This is a genomic window from Ruminococcus bicirculans (ex Wegman et al. 2014) (assembly GCF_000723465.1).
GTDB lineage: Bacteria > Bacillota > Clostridia > Oscillospirales > Ruminococcaceae > Hominimerdicola > Hominimerdicola aceti.
This window is the reverse complement of record NZ_HF545616.1, coordinates 612,536-630,647: the sequence shown is the minus strand read 5'-3', so window position 1 is coordinate 630,647 and position 18,112 is coordinate 612,536. Positions and strand designations below refer to the sequence as shown.

At 44.0% G+C, this 18,112-nt stretch carries 16 protein-coding genes; 5 read left to right on the top strand and 11 right to left on the bottom strand.

Features of this window, described 5'->3' with window-relative positions:
* Nucleotides 1–25: 25 nt before the first annotated feature.
* Nucleotides 26–988: a phospho-N-acetylmuramoyl-pentapeptide-transferase gene (locus RBI_RS02815; protein ID WP_051706364.1), complete on the bottom strand. Its 963-nt coding sequence runs from the start codon at nt 986–988 to the stop codon at nt 26–28.
* A 205-nt stretch (nt 989–1,193) separates the two neighbouring features.
* Between RBI_RS02815 and RBI_RS02810 the strand changes: the two genes are divergently transcribed.
* From RBI_RS02810 to RBI_RS02795, 4 genes are all read left to right on the top strand, one after another.
* On the top strand, nt 1,194–2,168 hold the full coding sequence (locus RBI_RS02810; RefSeq protein ID WP_022288456.1) for a biotin--[acetyl-CoA-carboxylase] ligase: 975 nt from the start codon (nt 1,194–1,196) through the stop codon (nt 2,166–2,168).
* A 316-nt stretch (nt 2,169–2,484) separates the two neighbouring features.
* Nucleotides 2,485–2,961 carry a complex I 24 kDa subunit family protein gene (locus RBI_RS02805; protein WP_022288457.1) on the top strand — a complete coding sequence of 159 codons (477 nt, stop codon included), beginning with the start codon at nt 2,485–2,487 and terminating at the stop codon, nt 2,959–2,961.
* A gap of 1 nt (nt 2,962) precedes the next feature.
* On the top strand, nt 2,963–4,855 hold the full coding sequence (nuoF, locus tag RBI_RS02800; RefSeq protein WP_171028891.1) for an NADH-quinone oxidoreductase subunit NuoF: 1,893 nt from the start codon (nt 2,963–2,965) through the stop codon (nt 4,853–4,855).
* A gap of 8 nt (nt 4,856–4,863) precedes the next feature.
* The gene (locus tag RBI_RS02795) at nt 4,864–6,543 is read left to right on the top strand and encodes a [FeFe] hydrogenase, group A (RefSeq protein ID WP_038670850.1); all 1,680 of its coding nucleotides are present in this window, start codon (nt 4,864–4,866) and stop codon (nt 6,541–6,543) included.
* A 222-nt stretch (nt 6,544–6,765) separates the two neighbouring features.
* Here RBI_RS02795 and RBI_RS02790 read toward each other — a convergent pair whose 3' ends face one another.
* From RBI_RS02790 to leuC, 9 genes are all read right to left on the bottom strand, one after another.
* Entirely contained in the window at nt 6,766–7,920 is a 1,155-nt protein-coding gene (locus tag RBI_RS02790; RefSeq protein ID WP_022288460.1) for an AI-2E family transporter, read from the bottom strand.
* Between the two features lie 57 nt (nt 7,921–7,977).
* Nucleotides 7,978–8,556, bottom strand: coding sequence for a hypothetical protein (locus RBI_RS02785; protein WP_038670848.1), 579 nt, complete (start codon nt 8,554–8,556; stop codon nt 7,978–7,980).
* Nucleotides 8,557–8,582: 26 nt separating this feature from the next.
* Nucleotides 8,583–10,274: a biosynthetic-type acetolactate synthase large subunit gene (ilvB, locus tag RBI_RS02780; RefSeq protein ID WP_038670846.1), complete on the bottom strand. Its 1,692-nt coding sequence runs from the start codon at nt 10,272–10,274 to the stop codon at nt 8,583–8,585.
* A 65-nt stretch (nt 10,275–10,339) separates the two neighbouring features.
* Nucleotides 10,340–11,305, bottom strand: coding sequence for a PP2C family protein-serine/threonine phosphatase (locus RBI_RS02775; protein WP_038670844.1), 966 nt, complete (start codon nt 11,303–11,305; stop codon nt 10,340–10,342).
* Between the two features lie 34 nt (nt 11,306–11,339).
* Complete coding sequence (leuB, locus tag RBI_RS02770) at nt 11,340–12,422, bottom strand: 3-isopropylmalate dehydrogenase (protein WP_038670842.1); 1,083 nt, start codon at nt 12,420–12,422, stop codon at nt 11,340–11,342.
* Nucleotide 12,423: 1 nt separating this feature from the next.
* Nucleotides 12,424–13,098 (bottom strand): hypothetical protein, encoded by a 675-nt coding sequence (locus RBI_RS02765; RefSeq protein ID WP_038670840.1) that lies wholly within the window; start codon nt 13,096–13,098, stop codon nt 12,424–12,426.
* A gap of 74 nt (nt 13,099–13,172) precedes the next feature.
* Nucleotides 13,173–13,652: a 3-isopropylmalate dehydratase small subunit gene (gene leuD / locus RBI_RS02760; RefSeq protein ID WP_022288466.1), complete on the bottom strand. Its 480-nt coding sequence runs from the start codon at nt 13,650–13,652 to the stop codon at nt 13,173–13,175.
* Between the two features lie 27 nt (nt 13,653–13,679).
* On the bottom strand, nt 13,680–14,069 hold the full coding sequence (locus RBI_RS02755) for a hypothetical protein (protein WP_022288467.1): 390 nt from the start codon (nt 14,067–14,069) through the stop codon (nt 13,680–13,682).
* Nucleotides 14,070–14,160: 91 nt separating this feature from the next.
* Nucleotides 14,161–15,423: a 3-isopropylmalate dehydratase large subunit gene (gene leuC / locus RBI_RS02750; RefSeq protein WP_038670838.1), complete on the bottom strand. Its 1,263-nt coding sequence runs from the start codon at nt 15,421–15,423 to the stop codon at nt 14,161–14,163.
* Between the two features lie 362 nt (nt 15,424–15,785).
* On the opposite strand from leuC, the gene RBI_RS14885 reads away from it, so the two are divergent.
* Nucleotides 15,786–15,959 carry a hypothetical protein gene (locus RBI_RS14885; protein WP_022288469.1) on the top strand — a complete coding sequence of 58 codons (174 nt, stop codon included), beginning with the start codon at nt 15,786–15,788 and terminating at the stop codon, nt 15,957–15,959.
* Nucleotides 15,960–16,011: 52 nt separating this feature from the next.
* Here RBI_RS14885 and RBI_RS02745 read toward each other — a convergent pair whose 3' ends face one another.
* Nucleotides 16,012–17,766, bottom strand: coding sequence for an SH3 domain-containing protein (locus tag RBI_RS02745; RefSeq protein ID WP_417139219.1), 1,755 nt, complete (start codon nt 17,764–17,766; stop codon nt 16,012–16,014).
* Between the last annotated feature and the right edge of the window lie 346 nt (nt 17,767–18,112).

Below are 18,112 nucleotides of genomic sequence, written 5' to 3'. Positions count from 1 at the left end.
ACCGTTTTTGTCCCACACATATTTTTTACAGCACGAATGCAATAAAGCACAGATTTACTATTATCTGCAAAATTGTAAATCTTATTACTACCTGAGTATCAGACCAGCCCTTGTTCTTTCTTGCATGGTCGTGAAGAGGAGTTCTTATGCCCTCCATAAAATTCTTTATTTTCAGGAAACGTCTGAAAGAAAGCTTGAGAAGTCCAAGTCCGCCGTCAAGTATGATAACTATAGCCATAGGGATAAATGCGAACGGTGCGGCAGTTTTCAAAAACATCACCGCAAGGAAAACGCCCAGCGCTCTCGAGCCTGCATCGCCCATGAGCATCTGGCTAGGAGAGCAGTTGAACCACAGATAAGCCGCAAGCGTCACGAACATTATCATAGGAAGGAGCATATCAGCCGCACCGCTCTTTGTCACCATAAATGCAAGTGGCAGAAGAACTGTCATGACCAATGAACCGCATAGCCCGTCAATGCCGTCTGTACAGTTTGTAACGTTTATAGCCGTCCAAACGAGGACGCCTGCAAGGATGATGAACAGCGGTGCAGGGATAGTGAAAGTGGAATCTGTGATATAAAGCTTCACCTGCGAGCCGTTATAAAAATAGTATGTAAACGCAATGCCAAGAGATATAACGAGGTCGATAAGACCCTTTTTCAGGTTGCCCCAAGGAGTTTCAGCAGCATCGTCAAAATATCCGCTGAGCATGGCGGCATACACAAGCACGAGATAGATTATGTTCTCGATATCGAGAGGATAGAAAAGTGCTGTGCAAAGGGTAAAGGAAGTCACGAAAATAATTCCTGCGCCACGAGGCTTGCCCTCAGAAAGAGCACCGTTCACAGCGAACGCTCTGCCCTGATCTTTAGGCAAAATGCGTTTGAAGAATTTCAGGCTGAAAAAAGCAATAAGAAAACTGCACAGCATTGGCACAAGCAGCACCAATGTAGTATTATTAGTCTTAGCCAAAAGGTTATAAAACATTGTCATCGTCCTTTTCTGTTTCAATTCATACATATACTATTATATTATACAACATAGCTGTGCAAAATGCAAATATTATTATCCGTCATTTTGCACAATTTTTTCTTAATGGTTTCTTAATGTGAAGTAAGCTAGGGATTTTTAGGGTGAGGGTTGAACACTTTGACCTTTTGTGCTATAATTATCTTATTAAGGAGGCATTTTTATGGCAATAAAAGACAAAGTGCTGGAACTTCTCGACGATAACAAGGGCAAATATCTTTCAGGCGAACAGCTTGCTGACACGCTTGGCTGTACCCGTGGGGCTGTTTGGAAAGCTGTGAAAGCTTTGCAGGAAAACGGTTACCCTATCTCTGCGGTGACGAACAAGGGCTATTCCCTTGATGAAAACACCGATATACTTTCCCTTGCAGGCATAAAAAAATATCTTGACCCTGACCGTCAGGGGCTTGAAATAGAGGTATACAAGGAAGTAAGCTCCACTAATCTGGTACTCAAAGACTATGCAAATCAGGGTGTGCCCGAGGGCAGGATAGTCATTGCAGGTATGCAGACCCAGGGGCGTGGAAGGCTTGGACGTTCTTTCTTCTCGCCATCTGATTCGGGACTTTACATGAGCATTCTTCTCCGCCCTGACATGGCTGCGGCTGACGCTGTTAAGATAACCACTGCTGCTGCAGTTTCAGTTGCCCTTGCTGTGGAAAAGGTCAGCGATCAGAAACCTGACATAAAATGGGTTAACGACATTTACATAAACGGCAGGAAGATATGCGGAATACTCACGGAGGCTTCTTTCAGCATGGAAAGCGGCGGACTTGACTACGCTGTGCTTGGCATCGGTGTAAACACCTACGAGCCGGAAGGCGGTTTTCCTGAGGCAATAAGAGATATCGCAGGACCGATATTCCACGAAAGAAAAAGCGATATGCGAAACAGGATAGCCGCAGAGATAATAAACAATTTCATGCGTCTTTATGACAGCTTTGAAGAAAACAGCTTTTACCCAGAATACAGAAAACGCTTGCTGTGGGTAGGCGAGAAGATAAACGTCATAAGAGGGAGCGAAAAAACTCCTGCCACAATGCTTGGGGCTGATGAGGACTGTCGCCTGCACGTCAGATATGAGGACGGCAGAGAAGAATATATTTCTTCAGGAGAGATAAGTATTCGCAAGGCTTAACATAATATACGAAATGTTAGGTATATCTAATGAAACAAACGGCTATGATTTTTTATAATTAATTCAGTTTATCAAATAGTATCAGCAGGTCGAGTCATTGAGAAATGGCTCGATTTTTTATGCATTATAACTATATAAACGTTTTCGTTTATGTGTATTTCTACAAGTTAGTCAATGCTTATTCTAATTATATATAGCCCATGTAAATAAAAACATTATTCTTTTTGTGTCATATAGTATATAATTATAGTTGACAGTATGTCTTGATTATTGACTTTGTAATCAAATTTAACTTTAATTATATGGAGGAAATTTTATGACAAAAGAATTTGATTATTCACCGATCGACAAAATTCTTGAAAATCATGAAAAAACAGCGGTCATAGCCATATTGCAGGATATTCAGGAGATATATCACTATCTTCCAAAGGAAATATTCCCATATCTTGCAAAAAAGCTTGGCACAGGCGAAGCAAGAATATACAGCGTTGCGACCTTTTATGAGAATTTTTCTCTCGAGCCAAAGGGCAAATACGTTATCAAATGTTGTGACGGCACTGCCTGTCATGTAAGAAAATCTATACCTATTCTCGAATATCTCAGAGGAGAGCTTGGTCTTAGCGAGAAGAAAACCACCACTGACGATCTGATGTTCACTGTGGAAACTGTTTCATGTCTTGGTGCTTGTGGACTTGCCCCTGTTCTCACTGTGAATGATGTTGTTCACCCTGAGATGAATCCTGACAAGGCTGCGGCTCTGCTTAAGGAACTGAGAGAAAAGGAGGCTGAATAATATGCTGCTGAAAACGAAATACGATCTTGACAACGCCCGTGAACAGTATGGTAAGCTTGTTGACAAGCAGGCTAGAAAAGTGCTTGTTTGCGCAGGTACAGGCTGTGTTGCAGGCGGTTCGCTGAACATATACCAGAAGCTTATAGAAACTATCTCCGCAAAGGGATTGGAGTGCGTGGTAGCACTTGCTGACGAGCCACATGATGATGATATCCACGAAGGCGCTATCGGTGTAAAAAGAAGCGGCTGTCACGGCTTCTGCGAAATGGGTCCACTTGTTAGAATAGAGCCGGAGGGTTGGCTTTACACTAAGGTAAAGCTTGACGATGTTGACGAGATAGTTGACAAGACTATCTGCAATGGCGAGTGCGTTGAAAGACTGTGCTACAAGAAAAACGGTGAAATATATCGCCAGCAGTCAGAAATACCATTCTATAAGATGCAGCAGCGTATCGTCCTTGAACACTGCGGCCACATTGACGCTACTTCCATAAAGGAATATCTTGCTATAGGCGGCTACAGAGCCTTTGAAAAGGCACTTCTCAATATGTCACCTGAGGATATCCTCAACGAAATGACAGAATCTAATCTTCGTGGACGTGGAGGCGGAGGATTCCCTCTTGGCAGAAAGTGGACAAGCGTTGCAAAGCAGAAAAGCCCTACAAAATACATAGTCTGCAATGGTGACGAGGGCGACCCTGGCGCATTTATGGATCGTTCTATCATGGAGGGCGACCCACACAGACTTCTTGAAGGCATGATGATAGCCGGTATCGCAACAGGCGCAAAAGAGGGATATATCTACGTTCGTGCGGAATATCCGCTGGCAGTATCACGTCTTAAAGGTGCGATCGCACAGGCTGAGCAGTTTGGTCTGCTTGGTGACAATATACTCGGCACAGATTACTCATTCAGAATACATATAAACCGTGGTGCAGGCGCATTTGTTTGCGGTGAAGGCTCTGCCCTGACGGCTTCTATCGAGGGCAAGAGAGGTATGCCTAGAGTTAAGCCGCCAAGAACTGTTGAACATGGTCTTTTCAACGAGCCTACTGTTCTCAACAACGTTGAAACGCTGGCTAACGTGCCTGTTATCATCAACAACGGTGCAAAATGGTTCAGGAGCATAGGCCCTGAGAACTCCCCCGGAACAAAGGCTTTCGCTCTTACTGGCAACATCTCGAACACCGGTCTTATTGAAGTGCCAATGGGAACTTCTCTCAGAAAGGTAATATTCGATATCGGCGGTGGCATGAGAGGTGACGGAAAGTTCAAGGCTGTCCAGATAGGCGGTCCGTCAGGCGGCTGTCTTGTTACACCTAACCTCGATATCCAGCTTGACTTTGACTCGCTGAAAAAAGTCGGTGCTATGATCGGCTCAGGCGGACTTGTTGTTATGGACGATAAGTCCTGTATGGTAGAAGTTGCAAGATTTTTCATGAATTTCACCCAGAACGAGTCCTGCGGAAAGTGCGTTCCGTGCCGTGAGGGTACAAAGAGAATGCTTGAGATACTTGAGCGTATCGTAAATGGTAACGGTCAGGAGGGGGATATCGAACTGCTTCTTGAGCTTGCCGACACTATCTCCTCAACTGCTCTCTGCGGTCTTGGAAAGACGGCTGCATTCCCTGTTGTATCTACAATAAAGAACTTCCGTGAGGAATATGAAGCTCACATAAGAGATAAGAAGTGTCCATCAGGCAACTGCAAGAAGCTTGTGACATATCAGATCGACCCTGAGATATGCAAGGGCTGTTCAAAGTGTTCAAGAGTCTGTCCTGTGGGTGCGATCAGCGGCGAGATCAAAAAGCCGTTCAAGATCGACACCTCTAAGTGCATAAAGTGCGGAGCTTGTATTTCCAACTGCCATTTCAAAGCTGTCAAGGAGGTTTAATTTTAGCTATGAATAAAGAGTTTATGATAATCGACAATATCCCCGTTGCTATAAACGGTGAAAAAAATCTGCTTGAGCTTATCAGAAAGGCAGGCATCGAGCTTCCTACATTCTGTTACTATTCTGAGCTTTCAGTATACGGTGCCTGCAGAATGTGCATGGTGGAAAACAAGTGGGGTGGCATGGAAGCCGCTTGCTCAACTCCTCCGAGAAACGGTATGGAGATATACACAAACACACCAAGGCTGAGAAAATACCGCAAGATGATATTGGAACTTCTTCTTTCAAATCACTGCGGCGAATGTACGACCTGCGATAAAAACGGCAAGTGCAAATTGCAGGAGCTTGCCGCAAGATTTGATATCCACAGGGTACGTTTTGACAATCCAAAGTCCAAGCCTTGTATCGATGATTCTTCCGTATCTATCACCAGGGACGCCAACAAGTGTATCCTCTGCGGTGACTGTGTAAGAGTGTGCAACGAGGTACAGAACGTTGGTGCAATAGATTTTGCATTCAGAGGCTCAAAAATGAAGGTTGCCTGCTCATTTGACAAGCCTATAGGCGATTCAAACTGCGTTGGCTGCGGTCAGTGTGCGGCAGTCTGTCCAACAGGCGCTATAATCATAAAGAACGACAGCCACAGGCTTTGGAAAGAGCTTAATCAGGAGGACACTATTGCAGTGGCTCAGGTAGCTCCGGCTGTAAGAGTTGCAGTGGCAAAAGAGTTCGGCTACAACGGTGAGAACGTTATGGGCAAGATAGTTGCAGCACTTAGAAGAATAGGTTTCAACTACATTTTTGACACCTCAACAGCCGCAGACCTCACTGTTATGGAGGAGTCAAAGGAGTTTGCAGACAGGCTTGCAAACGGCGGAAAGCTCCCGCTGTTCACATCATGCTGTCCTGCATGGATAAAGTATGCTGAGAACGAGTATCCTGAGATACTGCCTAACATTTCCACTTGCCGCTCACCAATGCAGATGTTTGCTTCCGTAATAAACGAGAAGTTCAAGGGCGAGGGCAAGAAGATACTTTCTGTTGCTGTTATGCCTTGCACTGCCAAAAAGGGCGAAGCCGCAAGAGATGAGTTCAAGGACGAGAACGGCAAACCGTTGGTTGATTTTGTCATCACCACTCAGGAGCTTATCATGATGATAAAAGAAGCCGGTATCGTGTTCAACGAGATAGAGCCGGAAGCTGTTGATATGCCGTTCGGAACTATGACAGGCGCAGGTGTTATCTTTGGTGTAACAGGCGGTGTAACAGAAGCAGTTATCAGACGTGTTTCCACAGACAAGTCACTTGCTTCCCTGAGAAATCTTGCATTCGAGGGCGTAAGAGGCTTCGAGGGCATAAAAGAGCTTGAAGTACCTCTTGGTGACAAAGCTATCAAGGTCTGCGTTGTAAACGGACTTCGCAATGTTGAGGTCATAATGAACAGAATGAAAGCTGGCGAGCATTTCGACCTTATCGAAGTTATGGCTTGTCCAAACGGCTGTATAGGCGGCGCTGGTCAGCCAAAGGCTACTATCGACGAGAAGAAAGAGCGCAGTGTTAATCTTTACAATGCTGACAAGCTTTGCACTTTGAAGCGTTCAGAAGAAAATCCACTTATGGATAAGCTTTACGAGGGTATCCTCAAGGGCAGAGAGCATGAACTGCTTCATGTAAGCTATGTAAAATAACAAAATAGCATAAATAGCGAAAGGCTGCACGAAACTGTGCAGCCTTTTTTGTGTGTCGAAAAACTATAATAAATGGGTGACCTGAGGTCGCCCCTACATATGAACAGCATATTTACATAAATTGTAGGGGACGGCGCCCTCGACGTCCCGCTTATTTAGGACGTTGTCAATAAGCTCAAGTTTGCACGAAATTATGCAGCCTTTTTTGTACGGACTATTTTATTATGATATGTCCTCCACCTTGACAGCTCTCTTTTCATTTCTGTAGTTGACTACCTCTCCGAGAGTGCAGTATATAACAGAGAACACAGGAACAGCGATGAACATTCCGAATATGCCAAAGAGGTTTCCGCCTATGGTGATAGCAAAAAGTGTCCATAGTGACGGCAGACCAACCGAGTTTCCTACCACCTTTGGATAGATAAGATTGCCCTCAATAGCCTGAATAATGAACATGAACAACAAAAACAGCACAGCCTGCTTGAAATCCGTCACGCATATAAGCAGGAAGCCCACCACATAGCCAAGAAAAGCTCCCACAATAGGGATAAGTGCAGTGCAGGCAACGAGTATGGCAATAAGCACCGCATTCGGGAAGCGGAAGATAGCCATACCAATACCGCAAAGGGAGCCGAGGATAATGGCTTCCGTGGTCTGACCCACAAGAAAGTTCGCAAAAGTGTCGATAGAGCGACGGCATATACGGCTTATACGGTCGGTGATACGATTGCTGAGAAAAGCACAGCTTATGCGCTTGCACAGGTCTTTGAGCCGCTCTTTTGCGGCAAGCATATAGACTGCAAAGCAAATTCCCAAGAAGAAGTTCACAAGACCTGAGAAAAGATCTGTCACAAAGCTTACTGTTGAACTGAGTGTGTTCAAAATCACAACGCCGTCTTTCAGCCAGCTTGTAACCTTATCGATAATATCAGCAGTGCTTATATTCATTCTGTCAAGCCACCCTGCTATCTCAGGGGAATTGTTGAGCTTGTTGGAAATATTTGAAATAAGCACAGGGATATCGTCTGAAAGCTGAGAGAAAGTCTTTATGAGTGCAGGGATAATAAGCCAGCACACAAGTGCCACAACGCCTAGGCAAAGCAGAAAGGTCAGCACTATCGAGCATGGTCTTTTCAGCGTTTCCACAGTTTTGGCATATTTCTCTTTTTTAGGCTTCTTAAAAAGCCTCTTTTCAATGCCTGACATTGGCACATTCAGGATAAATGCGATTATACAGCCAAATATAACAGGCTTCAAGACCCCAATCATTACGCCCAGAAGTCTAAAAAACTTGTCATAGTTGGTCAATCCCCAAAAAAGCACTACGCCAAGAACCACAAGGGCTGCATTTTCTTTGAATTTTTTTGTAAATTTCATTAGTTTCTCCTTACAAAAACGAGCTGTACAGCCTTTGCCGTACAGCTCTCAAATCGCTTAGAAATTAGTGTTAAGGCTGAGATACTGTCCGCTCTGATAGAGATAGATCAGATATACCACAGACGCATAGATAGTTACAACAAGCACCACCAATGTTGTAAATGCGGCGAGAATGTTCAATATCGGGATAAACGCCACAACAAGGCACACTGCCATGACAATAAGGCAGGTCTTGTTTACATTCCACACATGGTCGCCCTTGTTTGCAAGGCCGTAGTTCTTCACGTCCCTGAGCAGGTCGCCTGTTGATTTACAGATATAGTAAAGCACTGCTATGTTCATTACATTGCCAGCAAAACTCAGAACACTTGATATCGCATTATTGTCAATAAATGTGTCAACTATTGAAAAGATAAGATCAGCCACTGTGAAAACAAGAGCTGTCTGATAACCATTATGGTCTTTTGAAGCTTCAAGTATTCCCCATACATTGAAAATAGTTGCGGCTACGGTACAAGTCATCAAAAGAAGTGCGCCTATCCCCGGTATAAAAGCAAGCGGAACTCCTATAACACCTATGATCTTTGCCAGAAACACCTTTTTGATATCGCTTGCGGCATTTGGATATTTTACCATTTTATTACCCCCTATATTTCGATTTCTTAATCAAGTTCGATATTCATTATCGGCTGTGAAACGTCTGCGCCGGCAGGTACCATTGGAAGAACGTTTATATCCTTGTTGATGATAACATCCACAAGGCAAGGCTTACCGCATTTGAGTACCTTTTCAAGCATCGGCTTTATCTCGGATTTCTTTGTTATCCTTATGCCCTCAACGCCAAATGCGTCGGCAAGCTTCATAAGGTCTGTTCCTCTTTCAATGTTAGTCTGAGAAAATCTCTTGCCGTAGAAAAGTCTTTGCCACTGTCTTACCATTCCGAGAACGTCATTCTCGAAAACAAGCTCAATAAGCGGTATCTTATGCTTTGCAAGTGAAGAAAGCTCGTTGCAGTTCATGAAGAAGCTTCCGTCGCCTGCGATGTTTACTACTGTTCTGTCAGGGTTGCCCACCTTTGCGCCCATTCCTGCGCCAAAGCCGTAGCCCATTGTACCAAGTCCGCCGCTTGAAGCAAAGCTTCTTGGACACTTGAAGTTATAATACTGTGCAGCCCACATCTGATGCTGACCGACTTCTGTGGAGATGATAGCCTTGCCGTCTGTAAGTCTGTCAAGCTCCTCGATAACGTCCTGCGGAAGCACCTCGTCCTCGCTCTCGATAGGCACCATTCTCAGTGCATACTGCTTTTTCCAATCCATAACAGTATTCATCCAAGCCTCGTGCTTCATATCAGGAAGCAGCTCGCAAAGCTTTGCAAGGATATACTTAACGTCCCCAGTAACATGGCTGTAAACGTCGATATTCTTGCCTATCTCGGCAGGGTCTATATCAATATGTATGATCTTCTTATCCTTTGCAAATGTCTTAGCGTTGCAAAGAACTCTGTCGGAAAATCTCGAGCCAAGAACTATCATAAGGTCACATTCGCTGAGCGTCATAGCGGCTGTCTTTGTACCGTGCATACCAAGCATACCGATATAGCAGTCCTTAGTATTGTCAAGTGCGCACTGACCCATAAGTGACAATGAAACAGGGGCGTCCACTTTTCTTACGAACTCAGCCATTTCTTCTGTTGCGTCAGCAGAAACAACTCCACCGCCTGCGTAGATAAAAGGCTTCTCAGCATTCTTTATAAGCTCTGCCGCAGCAGCTATCTCCTCGTTTATGCCCTCAGGATTGTGATTTACTACCTTCTTAGGCTCTTTCTTCTCATAGACCATAAGTGCGCCTGTGATATCCTTTGGTATATCTATAAGAACAGGACCCTTTCTGCCCTCGTTTGCAATATAGAAAGCTTCTCTGATAATGTCAGCAAGCTCCGCAGGGTCTTTCACAATATAGTTATGCTTTGTGATAGGCATTGTTATCCCGCAGATATCTACCTCCTGAAAAGAGTCAAGACCAAGCAGATCTCTTGTTACGTTTCCTGTGATAGCCACCATAGGGATAGAATCCATATAAGCTGTGGCGATACCTGTTACAAGGTTCGTAGCACCCGGACCCGAAGTTGCGATAACAACGCCCGTTCTGCCTGTTGTTCTTGAATATCCGTCAGCCGCATGACAGGCAGCTTGCTCATGGGCGGTGATAACATGGTGTATCTTATCTGAATATTTATACAGCGAGTCATATATGTTTAGAACTGCTCCGCCCGGATAGCCGAACACTGTATCGACGCCCTGCTCCAGCAAACATTCAATTATAACGTCTGAGCCACGTAACTCTTTCAACATTTTTTATTTCCTCCAAATTACAAAATACATCTAAGATCATAAAAATATATCAATATATGATTATACTATATCTGCTTTAAAAAGTCAATACTTTCATTCATTTGGCTCATAAGCTCGTCCACCGTATCAGAGAAAAGCTTTGCCTGCTCGTCAGGCTTCTTTTCCTCTACAGCTTCCGCCTTTTCAGGCTTCTTACTTTCAAGCATATCCTGCACGCTCACTGTCTTTTCCACAGCCTTTTTTGCTGTGAGCGTTTTAAGCTCATGATCGTCAAGATAAGGTTTTATGCCCACAACGGAAACATTGTCAGTTCCGCCGTTTGTGAGGGCAAGCTCCATTATAGCGCCTAGCTTTTCAGAAACAGAAAGGTCAAGACCAAGGCCCACCACCATTTCTTCCTCAGAAACGTAATCCGACACGCCGTCTGACACTATGATTATCATATCGTCAGGTTCTTTGCCAAAATCAGCCACCAACGGTGTTTGTGCCACATCAGGTTCATTGAGAGTGCTGCCGATAGAAGATATTATGGCATTCTGATACTGTGGCTCAAGCTCTGACACATCTTCTATCCTGCCATGCTCATACATATATCGTGCATAGGATTGGTCAACAGATATCTGTCTGATAGTGCCGTTCACATAGCGGTACATTCTGCTGTCGCCAACGTTTATGCACATTGCTCTGCTTTCCTCGTCCACTGCAAGGCAACACAGGGTGGTCTGCATATTTGCAGCGTTTTCAGCCCTTACGCCCTGCTTTTTTATTTTGTTGTGAACATCGATAAGCGTTCTTTTCATATCCACCCCTGAATTATATTCAAGAATGGAAAGATGCCTTAAACAAAGCTCCGAGGCGACCTCTCCTGCATTTTCTCCACCAACGCCGTCGCAAACGGCTGCAATAAAAGGAGCAGCGACAGTTGATTCATAGCTGCCGCTGTTGATGACCTCGTGGTCTATTAAAATGCAGTCCTCATTCTGTTCACGGTAATTTCCCTTGTCTGTTATTCCGTAAATATAATAATACATTTATTATCACCGTCTGAAAACTGGTATCGTGCTGTTATATCATATCTGCAACAAGACTGCCCATTTCCTTACAGCCAACGAGCTTCATGTCCTCTGACATGATATCCCCTGTTCTGTAGCCTGCTTCAAGGACTTTCTTGACAGCATTGTCGATAGCGTCTGCTTCCTTATCCATATCGAAAGAAAATCTCAGGAGCATTGAAGCTGAAAGTATAGTAGCGATAGGATTAGCCTTATCCTGTCCTGCGATATCAGGTGCAGAGCCGTGGCTAGGCTCATACATACCGAACTTTGTGTCGTTCAGTGAAGCGGAAGCCAGCATACCAAGTGAGCCTGATATCATTGCAGCCTCGTCAGAAAGGATATCACCGAACATATTCTCTGTAAGGATAACGTCAAACTGCTTAGGATCTCTTACAAGCTGCATTGCGCAGTTGTCAACGAGCATATGCTCAAGCTCGACCTCAGGATAATCCTTAGCTACCTCGTTTACTACCTTTCTCCAAAGTCTTGAAGAATCAAGAACGTTAGCCTTATCAACGCTTGTAACTTTCTTTCTTCTCTTCATGGCGATGTCAAAGCCACGGATAGCAATTCTTCTTATCTCGTTCTCGTTATATGTAAGAGTATCAACGGCAGTTTCAACGCCGTCAACGTTCTCTGTCTTTCTCGCACCAAAATACAGACCGCCTGTAAGCTCTCTCATTATCATCATGTCGAAGCCGTCGCCGATTATATCGTCCTTAAGGGGGCAAGCTTCTCTAAGCTCAGGATAAAGATTTGCAGGACGCAGGTTAGCGAACAGACCAAGCTCTTTTCTTATTTTCAGGAGTCCGGCTTCAGGCCTGAGGTTCGGAGCAAGCTTATACCATGGTGAAGTGGAAGTATTTCCGCCGATAGAGCCAAGCAGAACTGCGTCTGAGTTCTTTGCTATCTCGACAGCCTCGTCTGTAAGCGGAACGCCATATTTATCTATAGAACAGCCGCCCATAAGGATATCAGTATAAACAAACTTATGACCGAACTTTTCAGCAACCTTGTCGAGGACCTTCTGTGCTTCTGTTACTATTTCAGGGCCTATCCCGTCGCCCTTTATAACTGTTATTTTCTTTTCCATGTTATTTTTCCTCCTCAGAATTTAAAGTCGAAACGCTTATCTCGCAGGAATAGCTCTGCTTTTCGGCTGTCATGAACAAAATGCCTGTATAGACCGAACACTCGCCGTCAATAAGCTTCTTTTTGCAATAATCGTCAGCAGCCATGCCTTTGAGCTGATACTGCATATAACTGTCCGCCGTATCAGTGCCGTCAAAGTTCACCTGACTATAGTCTATCTCCTCACCGTCCATATAATATGACCAGTAGTAAGACAAACCGTCAGAGCCTTTGACCTTTATGCTGTTGGGTGAAACAGTGCTGTCTATGCTTGCTTCGTCTATATTCGCCCAAAGTCCGTTGAAAGTGGAAAATCCAGCACCATTTATCTCAGGCTTATTGCAGGCAAAGGTCTTTGTTGTAACGCCTTTTTTATCGGTCTTTTCGTCCTTTTCTACAAGCACTATACTGCTGTTTGAAGCAGTTCCCCTTGCAAAACTGCCGCCAAGCTTTCTGTTTATCTCTGCAGAGCTTAGGGTCAGGTCTATCTTGCTGCCGTCCACCATTACCATAAAAGGCAGAAAATCCTTGCTGCTGTATTCAAATTTACCGCTGCTCTCCTCTTTTTTCGAGCAGCCTGCGCTGCACACCAGCATTACCCCTGCTGCAAGTGCCGCAAATAGCTTTTCAGCTTTCATAGCTTCACCCCTTCATAGAAACAGTTCAAGGGCGACCCCTTTTGAGAGATCCCCCCTTAAAGCTTCAAAATATCTTATTTAAGTGAGTTAAGAAGACCATTGCTGTTGATGATATTGATAAGAAACTCAGGGAATGACTGACCCTGATAAGTCTCATTCTTGGTCTTGTTTGTGATAACGCCACTGTCGAAATCTATCTCCACCTCGTCACCGTTATCTATCTTCTCAGCAGCTTCCTCGCACTCGATGATAGGAAGTCCGATATTTATAGCGTTTCTGTAGAATATTCTTGCGAATGTCTTTGCTATAACGCAGGATATTCCGCTCGCCTTGATAGCAGCAGGCGCATGCTCTCTTGATGAACCGCAGCCGAAATTGCTCTTTGCTACCATTATATCGCCCTTTTGAACGTTCTTTGCAAAGTCAACGTCAATATCCTCCATGCAGTGCTGTGCAAGCTCCTGCATATCAGGTGTGTTGAGGTATCTTGCAGGGATAATAACGTCTGTGTCTACGTTATCCCCGTATTTATGTACTTTTCCGCAAGCTTTCATTATGAAAACCCCTTTCGTCAAACTTTATCAGCCCTGCTTGAACTCTGACGAATGGAATATATTTTCTCCTATCGCCTGTTTTCTAAGCTCTTCATATATCTTTTCAAGGTACGGGCCGTCTATAGTATCCTTGTTTCTTGTAATAAAATAGCAGATCTTTACCTTGTGGAACATTCCCTCTTTAACGAGAGCATACACAGGTGTACCCCCGATATTGGAGGTATAAAAGGTATTGAAGCCCTTCTTGTCAATAAGAGCCTGCGTCATTTCCACGGTAAATGTATTTTTGTCATGGAGTTCCTGAATGATCTCGTCAGCCTTCTCCTCACGCTGATAGTCATTTAGTGAAGTTCCGTACTTCTTTGTAACAATACTAAGAAGTATATCGGAGAATATTTCCCTAAGATAATTTTTCATCTGTTCTCGCTCCCAAGTCGTATATGCGGTCATGCCGCATATCAATTATTCCCCCAACGCAAGATCTGTCAGCTGATTTTCTCCCCGAATATCACATAACTTCCGACGGCTGTGAGATCTTGCCTGTCACAGCTGAAGCGGCGGCAACGTAAGGTGAAGCCAGATAAACCTCTGATTCTGGGTGACCCATACGTCCCACGAAATTTCTGTTTGTTGTTGCAACGGCTCTTTCGCCCTTTGCAAGAATACCCATATGTCCGCCAAGACATGGACCGCAGGTAGGTGTAGAAACCGCACAGCCTGCATTTATGAATATCTCCAGCAGACCCTCTTTCATGGCCTGCATATATACCTTCTGTGTGGCAGGGATAACGATACATCTAACGTTCTTTGCCACCTTTTTGCCGTCAAGTATCTCAGCGGCACATCTCAGATCCTCTATCCTGCCGTTCGTACATGAGCCGATGACAACCTGATCTATCTTGACCTCCGGGATATCGTCAAATGTTCTTGCGTTCTCAGGCAGATGCGGGAAAGCGACTGTAGGCTTTATCTGGCTGAGGTCGATAGTATATTCAGCCTCATACTCAGCGTCATCGTCAGCCTTGTATATCTTATACTCTCTGTCTACCTTATCCTTGATGTAATCAAGTGTAACATCGTCAACTGCAAATATGCCGTTCTTAGCACCTGCTTCGATAGCCATGTTAGCCATGCAAAGCCTGTCCTCCATGGAGAGGTTTTTCAGACCCTCGCCTGAAAATTCCATAGACTTGTAAAGTGCGCCGTCAACGCCTATCATGCCGATTATATGAAGTATAACGTCCTTAGCGGCACTATACTTTGGAAGCTTGCCTACGATATTGAACTTGATAGCGGCAGGGACTTTGAACCAAGTCTTTCCCTTTGCCATGCCTGCGCACATATCTGTTGAGCCGATACCTGTTGAGAATGCGCCAAGTGCGCCGTATGTACAAGTATGTGAGTCAGCACCGATAACGCAGTCGCCTGGAGCGACAAGTCCTTTTTCAGGAAGCAGAGCGTGTTCAATGCCCATATCGCCAACGTCGAAATAATTCTTTATGTCATACTTTGAAGCAAAATCACGGCAGGTCTTGCACTGTGTAGCGGATTTGATATCCTTGTTAGGTGCAAAGTGATCCATGACCATTGTGACCTTATTCTTATCGAAAACATCTGTAAAGCCCGCTTTATTGAACTCGTTGATAGCCACAGGGGACGTAACGTCGTTGCCGAGAACCAGGTCAAGGTTCGCCATTATAAGCTGACCTGCCTTGACTTCGTCAAGACCTGCGTGGGCTGCCAGAATTTTCTGAGTCATTGTCATACCCATTTAATATTACTCCTTACTATCAGATCTCAGAGTTTACCAAGATCCTTTATTTTTTATACCCATTTATTATACCACTATTTTGATGTTAATGCAAATACATATTTATTATATATCTATGAATAATATTTATACTAAACGTTTGAGATATGAACATATCTCTTTTACTTTTACATATAAATTGCAAAAATTTTAATCACATTTTATACAATAGCACTAAACATCAACTGAAAAATCTTTCACAACACCACAAAATACGAACATTCACGGGAAAATACCGTCAACCCTCTTGACTTCATTTGCATGGCATAGCTGTTCTCTTACTGCGAAAAATAATATTACAAAGAAAAAAGGAGGAAACAGCAATGAAGATGAAGTCAATGATAACAGGCGTTTCAATGGCGATAGCCGCAGGAACAGTGGCTTATGCAGTCACAGAGGCGACATCAAGCGAAAAGAAAATGCTCAAAAGCCGCACAGGACGTGCTATCAGAGCTATCGGTGACGTAATGGACGGCATTTCAATGATGATGAAATAGCCCTCATGCAGGAGCGTACCATGGTGGTAACGCTCCTGTTTTTTTTTCATTTTTAACTCTGACTTATCTTTTTCAGCAGCGTAAGAGCGTCGATAACATCGACCTTTCCATCACCGTTCATATCCGCACGCTTTAGCTGAGCGGAATCAAGCTGTGTCTTGCCTGCATTGTAACGCAGCATGAGCAAAGCGTCCACAACTGTCAGATACTTGTCACCGTTCACATCTCCCTGCTGCAAGGTCTGTGAAGCGGCTTTTCTTGTTATTTTTATGGTGTATGTCCGTTTCACACCGCTTGCCGCTGTGCAGGTGACCTTGACAGTGTTTTCGCCGGTTTTAAGGCTCACCTTGCCCTTTCCAGACACCTTTGCACTTTTGCCCAGCGGATTTGCATTAACAGTAACAGAAGAAACCTCCGCATTGACTTTGGCAGTATAGCTTGCGGTGAACTTATCGAATTTTGGTGAAATACTCGTGCCTGAAACGCTGAGAGATTTAAGATAATTGTTGTTATCTCCACTGCTAGTAGGCTTTGGGCAAAGTTTATCAGGCATATTGTTGTAAACAGGTATCTTGAACTCCATTGCGCTGTTCAAAATATCCTGAGAATAGGCGTTTTTTAGGCTAATGGCTTCATTCGCCTGACCGAAAACGCAGGTCATATACTGGTGGTAATAAAGCCCGTTTCCGCCGTCTACCATATCGAATTTTTGCAGATAAAGGGTATCCTGACCCTTTGTTATGTAGCCTGTGCCTAAGAATATCGAGCCGCCCACTATGGACTTGTACTGATTTGTCCAAGGAAGAAGATAGGTCGGATTAGTAGTTTTTGCATACTTACAGCCCATTTCTGCGGCTGTCATGGTGGAGGTCGCATAAGCCTGAATGTCAAAGAAGTTGAAATAATTCTCATAGCCTTTCACAGTACCAAGGGATTGCGGCGCACCATTTACGCCCTGCTCGTTCCTGCACCTTGAAGCAAGGTGATAAGGTGAAACGCCCGATTTCTTTGCAGCGTCCATAAAGGTCTGCGAATATGTATACTTTTTCTTTGTGTCAGGACAAGTGTAGCTTCCGCTCATAAAAGTGTCTGCAAGAATAGTTTTTACACCGCTTTCCGTCTGATACGAGGGATCATATGACTGATTTTCAAACATGAAAATGTATGTATCGTTGAGAAAATTTCTCGGATCCATATAATACATTATGATCTCTTTTGAAGCCGCCACCCATGAGCCGTCAAGCCCATACCAATAACCGCCGTTAAAATCATATGCACCCTTTTCCATAGACTTCCACGATGCAAGTGCCGAAGAATGGACAAGGTTTCTGCCCACAACACATTCTTCCTTTAACGCAGTGTTCCAATCCACGCCAAGCTTCTGAGCGGTAAATATCCACTTTGGGTGCTGTTCATGGAGCTTTCGCAGATATGGCTTATAACTTTCAGGAAAGCCCTGCTTTGTCATATAGCTCTCAAAATCAGCGTCAGAACTGCCCTGTGAACCGCTTGATGTTAGCTGAACATATGCAGCAGAAACATAGCCCGTCACATTGCCGCATGATATCTTATACCATTTCGCACCGCTTGAGTCGGTGGTTTCAGAAAGTATAGTCAGGCTGTCGCCATAGCTTACTGTGCCTGTTTTAGAATAGCCTGTGCCTGCACCGCTGCGAACGTTCAGAACGTCTGCCGTACAGCTTCCCGTCATTTTTGCCGCTGAAGCCGTCAAACATGAAGCCGCCATTGACGCTGCAATAGCAAATGACAGGATATATGAAATCATCTTTTTTATCAACTCGTTCACCTCAGAAGATATAGGCAATACCGCAACAAGGCACGCCTATGTATAAGTCCTTATTTTTACACACATTGGTTTGTACATTTTTCTGTATCAAGTACAAAACTTCACCCTCATTATAGTACATTTCTCAGGGCTTTGTCAACAGTCTTTTTGATTCATAAAAAATTTACATTTAGTAAAATGCAGCTTTCGCTTAAAAGTTACAGATTTATTACAGCCTATTTAGTGGCTTTGCTGTTGATCGGTACATACATATTGTGACACAAATGCTCTCATTATAAATATATCCAAAAAAATATGCTTATTTTCGCTGTTTTGACTATTGACGTGTTACTTTATATTGTGATAT